1 protein-coding gene is annotated in these 804 nt (G+C 37.8%); it reads right to left on the bottom strand.

The window, feature by feature from the left end:
* On the bottom strand, window positions 1–804 hold an 804-nt coding region (locus AC1DG9_RS27475), incomplete at both ends, for a tetratricopeptide repeat protein (RefSeq protein ID WP_477635750.1).

The following is an 804-nucleotide window of genomic DNA, read 5'->3' as shown; positions in this document are numbered from 1 at the left end:
ATCATAAGGATTCGGATTCCTTTGGACACTGGTTTCTATAGATTTGCGAAAATAAGACTCACTCTTTTCAAATTGTCCTCGTCTCAAATACCAAAGGCCTAATGCATTGTTATTTCTTATATCTCCTGGCTCTCTTTCCAGGGCCTTTTCATAGTATGGCACAGGACTATAAGTTGCGTGTCTATACTGTTCCAGATGCTGCCCTGTTAAAAATAATTGTTCATTACTTTTGATCTCTTCAGGAGATAACGCAGGTTTTGCTGGTTCAGGGATATCATTAATTCTATTCTTTGAAGGCTCATATCTCAATAGTTCGCGCCCTTTAGCACTATTAATAACAAGCAATAGCTCATTCTCATTAAAATCTGTTCCTATGGCTATCTCTTTAACATAAACCTCCTTAGGTGTAATACTTGCTAGCTCTTCAAAATAAGTTTTATTGCCATTGGTCAGCTTAATCGATAAGTTGTTTTGTACAGATGTTACATAAATTTTAAGTTCAACTTTTTTATCTATTTTACTAATAGCCAGTAGAATATCTTTGCTTGCATTCTTAACTACGCCCAATGATCGGTAAGGCATAAAATATTGTGTGAAAGACTTTTCCTCATTTGGCATCAACCAGGTGAAATCAGGCTGATTATCAGTAAACATACCCGTCATTAACTCAATATAAGGACCGTCTTCATCCGTCAGGTTTCTATCCCAAGCCACACCAAAGTCGCTATGCCCCCAGGTCCATTGTTTTTTGCCCGGTGAAACATGATGATTCGCAACATGAAGTAAACCCGCCTCGGTATCATG

This window comes from Pedobacter sp. 05L430 (genome assembly GCF_056397585.1).
This window is presented reverse-complemented; position numbering and strand designations above follow the sequence as displayed.